At 65.6% G+C, this 5,843-nt stretch carries 3 protein-coding genes; 1 reads left to right on the forward strand and 2 read right to left on the reverse strand.

What is annotated here, in order from left to right; all coding sequences use genetic code 11:
* The coding region (locus tag Q0H50_RS07935; protein ID WP_294421168.1) for an acyl-CoA dehydratase activase-related protein at positions 1–3,289 on the reverse strand (3,289 nt) is incomplete at its 3' end.
* A gap of 15 nt (positions 3,290–3,304) precedes the next feature.
* Complete coding sequence (locus Q0H50_RS07940; RefSeq protein ID WP_294421170.1) at positions 3,305–4,147, reverse strand: TetR/AcrR family transcriptional regulator; 843 nt, start codon at positions 4,145–4,147, stop codon at positions 3,305–3,307.
* A 660-nt stretch (positions 4,148–4,807) separates the two neighbouring features.
* Between Q0H50_RS07940 and Q0H50_RS07945 the strand changes: the two genes are divergently transcribed.
* On the forward strand, positions 4,808–5,650 hold the full coding sequence (locus Q0H50_RS07945) for a MetQ/NlpA family ABC transporter substrate-binding protein (RefSeq protein ID WP_294421173.1): 843 nt from the start codon (positions 4,808–4,810) through the stop codon (positions 5,648–5,650).
* The last annotated feature ends 193 nt before the right edge of the window (positions 5,651–5,843 follow it).

A 5,843-nucleotide genomic window follows, 5' to 3' on the forward strand; every position in this document is an offset into this window, starting at 1 on the left:
GCTTGAACTCGGCCTGCACCTCGGGAGCGGCCTTTTCCGTGAAGCTTGCGGGCGGCTTGATGGCGGCCGCCGCGGCCTGCACGGCCTCGGCATCGGCGCCGCCGGCCTGCTTGCCCGCCGCGCGCTCCTCGGCCTCGGCCAGCAGCTGCTCCACGTCCAGGCTGCACGCGCCGCAGCCCGCGGCGTTCTGCGCCTGCTCGGCTGCACGGGCCTCTGCCTCCTCGTCGGCCTGATCCTTCAGGGCCGCAAGCAGGCTACGCACGCGGATGCGCGCGGCGCCGAGGTTGGACACCTCGTCGATCTTCAGCACGGTGTACACCTTGCCCGCCTGCTCCAAGATCTCCTGCACCTGGTCGGTGGTCAGCGCGTCAAGGCCGCAGCCGAAGCTGTTCAGCTGGATAAGGTCGAGGTCCTTGCGCTCCGACGCCACCTTCGCCGCGGCGTACAGGCGCGTGTGGTACATCCATTGGTCCACCAGGCGGATGGGGCGCTCGAGCGTGCCCAAGTGCGCGATGGAGTCCTCGGTGAGCACCGCCAGGCCGAAGCTGGTCAGAAGCTCGGGGATGGCGTGGTTGATCTCGGGGTCGTTGTGGTACGGGCGGCCCGCCAGCACGATGCCGTGCGTGTGGGTATTCTCCATCCACAGCAGCGTCTCGGCGCCCTTCTCGCGGATGTCGGCCTTGAACGCCTCGTCCTCGGCCCATGCGGCGTCGACCGCGGCATCGACCTCGGCCTGCGTGGGCGCTGCCACGCCCTTGCCGCACAGTTCGGGATGCGCCTGGATCAGCTCCACGAACAGGCGCTTCTTCAGGTGCTCTTTCTTGTCATAGGGCAGCCACGGGTTCAGGAACTGCGTGTCGGAGTCGCGCAGCTCGTCGATGTTGAGGCGCAGTGCCTCGGCGTAGCTGGCCACGATGGGGCAGTTGAAGTGGTTACCGGCGCCCTCGTCCTCCTGGCGCTCCCACTTGCTGCAGGGGAACCAGATGAAGTCGGGGTGCTTGTCCAGCAGGTTCATGATGTGGCCATGCGAGAGCTTCGCCGGGTAGCACACGCTCTCCGACGGCATGGACTCGATGCCGGCCTCGTAGGTTTTCTTCGTGGACGGGTCCGAGAGCACCACGCGCCAGCCCAGCTTCGTGAAGAAGGTGAACCAGAACGGGTAGTTCTCGTACATGTTCAGCGCGCGCGGGATGCCCACGGTGCCGCGCGGCGCATCTTGCTCCGCCAGCGGCGTGTAGTGATCGAACAGGCGCTTGGACTTGTATTCGAACAGGTTGGGGACCTTGTCGGCCTTCGTCGCCTGGCCGAGCGCGCCGGCGCCCTTCTCGCAACGGTTGCCCGTGATGAAGCGGCGGTGCTTGCCCGTGGCCTCGTCGACGCCGAAGTCGTTGACGGTGAGCAGGCAGTGGTTCGAGCACGCCTTGCAGCGCACGGTCCTGTGCGTGGGCGCAAGAGCCTCGAGCGCGTCAAGGGACAGCAGGCCGCTGACCTGCGAATCCTGGCGGCTGAAACGGTCGCGGGCCAGAAGCGCCGCGCCGAACGCGCCCATGTTGCCGGCGATGTCGGGACGCACGGCGTTCACGCCCGAGAGCTGCTCGAAGGCGCGCAGCACGGCGTCGTTGAGGAACGTGCCGCCCTGCACGATGACTTTGCTGCCCACGTCATGCGGGTCGCGGATCTTGATGACCTTGAACAGGGCGTTCTTGATGACCGAGATGGCCAGGCCCGCGGCGATGTCGCCGACGGTGGCGCCTTCCTTCTGCGCCTGCTTCACGCGGCTGTTCATGAACACGGTGCAGCGGCTGCCCAGGTCGACGGGGTTCTCCGCGCCGATGGCGGTCTTCGCGAACTCGGACACGTCCAGGTTCAGGCCGCTGGCGAAGCTTTCGACGAAGCTGCCACAGCCCGAGGAGCACGCCTCGTTGAGCATGATATGGTCGATGACGCCGTCCTTGACGCGCAGGCACTTCATGTCCTGGCCGCCGATGTCCAAGATGAACTCCACGCCCGGCAGCATCTCCTGAGCGCCGCGCAGGTGCGCGACCGTCTCGATCTCGCCCGAGTCCACGCGCAGCGCCTCGAGCAGCAGGTGCTCGCCGTAGCCCGTGACCGTGGAGTGGCCGATGGTCACCAGCGGGTTGCCGGCGGCGTCGCGCGGCAGCTCGCGGTAGAGCTTGGCGATGGCCGCCTTCGCGCAGCCGAGCACGTCGCCCTTGTTCGACACGTAGTGGGTCCACAGCAGCTCGCCGCCCTGGCCGATGAGCGCGGCCTTGAACGTGGTGGAGCCGGCGTCGATGCCCAGGAAGGCGGTGCCGCGGTAGCTGGCAAGGTCGCCGCGGGGCACGCGCTCGCCGGCGTGGCGGGCGTTGAACTCGTCCAGCTCTGCCCGATCGGCGAACAGCGGGGGCAGGCGCACGACCTCGCTGCCCTGGATGTCGCCGAGGTTCTTCAGGCGCTCGAGCACGTCGGAGAGCAGCTCGGCCTTCACCGTCTCGCTGGCCGCGCCCGCGATGGCGCAGCCGCCGGCCACGAACAGGTGGGCGTTTTGCGGGACGATGCGGTGCTCCTCGTCCAGGTTCAGCGTTTCATAGAAGCGTTTGCGCAGCTCAGGCAGGTACTGCAGCGGGCCGCCCAGGAAGGCCACATAGCCGCGGATGGGACGGCCGCACGCCAGGCCGGAGATGGTCTGCGTGACCACGGACTGGAAGATGGACGCGGCGATGTCCTCGCGGCGCGCGCCCTCGTTGAGCAGCGGCTGCACGTCGGTCTTCGCGAACACGCCGCAGCGGCTGGCGATAGGATAGATGGTGGTGGCGTGCTGCGCCAGCTCGTTCAGGCCGCCGGCGTCGGTGTTCAAAAGCGCCGCCATCTGGTCGATGAACGCGCCGGTGCCGCCGGCGCACGTGCCGTTCATGCGCTGCTCGATGCCGTTGTCGAAGTAGATGATCTTCGCGTCCTCGCCGCCCAGCTCGATGGCCACGTCGGTTTTCGGGATGAAGGTTTCGACGGCGGTTTTGCTGGCGATGACCTCCTGCACGAACTCGATGCCCAGCCATTGGGCCAGAAGCAGGCCGCCCGAGCCGGTGATGGCGATGGTCATGCGCTTGTCGCCGAAGTCGCGCGCGGCCTCGGACAGCACCTCCACGATGGTGGCGCGCACGTCCGCGTGGTGGCGGCGATACACCGCGTAGCGGATCTGGTCCGCATCGTCCAAGATGGCAAGCTTGACCGTGGTGGAGCCCACGTCGATGCCGATATGCAGGTTCTCGTTCTGGTTGTTGTCGCTCATGTTCCGCCTTATTCCTTACAGTCGAATGGGGTCGCCGGGTTTGATGAAGAACAGGCGCATGGCCACAAGGGCCATCTCCTGCGAGCTTTCCTTCATGCCCGTTTCGATCCAGTGGGTGATGACCCCTAGATACGCGGTGGCGTAGAACGCCACATAATATTGCACGAACGGCGAGGGGTCGTTGCGATAGCGCTCGTGCAGGATGGTTTGGATGATCTCGGTGCATACGGCGTCGCGCACGCGCGGGCCGAAGCTCGGGTCGCCTTTCGGGCCCATGATCGCGTGCAGAAAGTCGCCCTGTTCGCGCAGGTAGTCGAACAGTTTCACCAGAAACGGCATAGGCTTCTTGTTCACGCGATAGCGCAGCACGTCCTTCAGGCTGAGCTGCTGCATGCATGACTGGAGATTCTCCAGGTCGTCCATGATGTCGTCTTCAAGGGCGGCGAGCAGGCCTTCCATGTCGCCGAAGTTGTTATACAGCGTGCCGCGGTTGAGGTCCGCGCGGGCGCACAGGTCGCTGGCGCTGAAGTTGGTCAGGCCGCGTTCCTCGATCAGCTCCACGAGCGCATCGCGCAGCGCGCGCTTCGAGCGCGTGATGCGCCGATCCTCGACGGCGGGCGTGCCGGCCGCAACGGCGCTTGCTGCGGCGGGTTTGGCGAGCGGGTGGGCTGCTGAGGACGAACCGGTTGCGACGGGCGACGAGCCTGTCGTCCGCGCTGCTGCAGCAGCGGTCGATGCAGCGGATTCCGACGCCGGACGAGCGGTCGATGCAGCGGTCGCCACGGCGGCGCTTGCCGCTGCGACAGCAGGCTTTGGAGCCGTCACCGGCACCGAAGCCGAGCTTTTTCGCGTAGGCATATACCCCCCTTCCTTGCGTACACGGGTTGCAAGTGCGCGAAGGGCAGACGGTAGCGGCCCGCAGCGCAGCATGCGGCGTTTTACGTTTTGAACAACCCGGGCAATAATGGACAAGGTGTTCAATAGCGTTATTTTACCGACCAGACAAGTGGGAATCAACGAGCGGGGCACACCTGCAAACGAGTCCCGCAACCTCTACATATATAGGTAGAGCGGATATGGATTCCAGCGCAGCGCGGCACCCGACATGGCGTCTGACACGGTGCGCAAGAACGCCGAAAACGACATCCGTACCGATGCGATCTCCGAAGCAGCCTCCGGTGCTTGACGGCTTCCCAAGCGGCAACGACTGCGAAATGCGCGCCAAAAACCAGCACCCGGACCGATGCGATTCCCGGCGCGATACCAGCGGCGTGGCATCGAACATGGCACCGCGATGCCGGTGGCGGCCGCGCTGCCGCCGTTCACCCCGTTCTACACCATAGCCGACTGGGCTATCGATTTCACAGATAGCGTCCACCCGCCTTTTCGTATGGGCAAAGCTATTGCCCAAAAATCCCCGCTCGGTATACTAGGCGTCACGCAAAACAAGGCGCTCGCTGCCCCGCCCGCAAACTCGCGGGGCCGCCCGAGCGCGAAACGATGGGAGGGAGATCCAACATGAAGAAGTCCGCACTGAAGAAGCTCGCGGCATTCGCCGCCGCCGGCGTCCTGGCCGTCGGCGTCCTGGCCGGCTGCGCAGGCTCCGGTTCCAACTCCGGCTCCGACGACAAGACCATCACCGTCGCCGCCAGCCCCACCCCGCACGCCGAGATCCTCACCAACGCCGTGGCCGACCAGCTCAAGGAGCAGGGCTACACGCTCGAGGTGAAGGAGTTCACCGACTACGTCCAGCCCAACACGGTCACCGAGGAGGGCGAGGTCGACGCCAACTACTTCCAGCATCAGCCCTACCTGGATTCCTTCAACGAGGAGAAGGGCACCCATCTGGTTTCCGTCGAGGCCATCCACTTCGAGCCCTTCGGCCTGTACGCCGGCAAGACCGCTTCGCTTGACGCCCTGGCCGATGGCGCAACCGTGGCCGTGCCCAACGACACCACCAACGAGGCTCGCGCCCTGCTCCTGCTGCAGCAGGAGGGCCTGATCAAGCTGGCCGACGGCGCAGGCATCACCGCAACCGCCAAGGATATCGTGGAGAACCCCAAGAACCTGCAAATCAAGGAGCTTGAGGCCGCCAACATCCCCAACGCCCTGAAGGACGTCGACATCGCCTGCATCAACGGCAACTATGCCCAGGCCGCCGGCCTGTCCGTCGAGAAGGACGCCCTGGCCGTCGAGGCCACCGACTCCCTGGCCGCCGAGACCTACGCCAACGTGCTGGTCGTCAAGGACGGCAACCAGGATTCCGAGAAGATCCAGGCTCTGGCCAAGGCCCTGAAGTCCGACGCCGTGCGCGACTTCATCAACAAGACCTACGAGGGCGCAGTCGTCCCGGTCTTCTAAGCCACAGCAACGAACCGATCGAAAAAGCGGGCCCACGGGCCCGCTTTTTCGTTGCCCAAGGGCTCCCCCGCCCGGCCTAGGGTGAACAGGGGACGGAGGTGTGTTCAGGAGAGAGCGTTCGCATCTCCCGAATAGCCATCCTGAACACACCTCCGTCCCCTCATATGCCCATCGAGATGTCAAGAGACAATAG

The sequence above is a fragment of the uncultured Senegalimassilia sp. genome (assembly GCF_934632265.1).
Lineage (GTDB): Bacteria > Actinomycetota > Coriobacteriia > Coriobacteriales > Eggerthellaceae > Senegalimassilia.

Bases quoted from the DNA above. Each gene is read 5' to 3' on its own strand.
- Q0H50_RS07940 (WP_294421170.1), bottom strand. From the start codon at position 4,147: ATGCCTACGCGAAAAAGCTCGGCTTCGGTGCCGGTGACGGCTCCAAAG.
- Q0H50_RS07945 (WP_294421173.1), top strand. From the start codon at position 4,808: ATGAAGAAGTCCGCACTGAAGAAGCTCGCGGCATTCGCCGCCGCCGGC.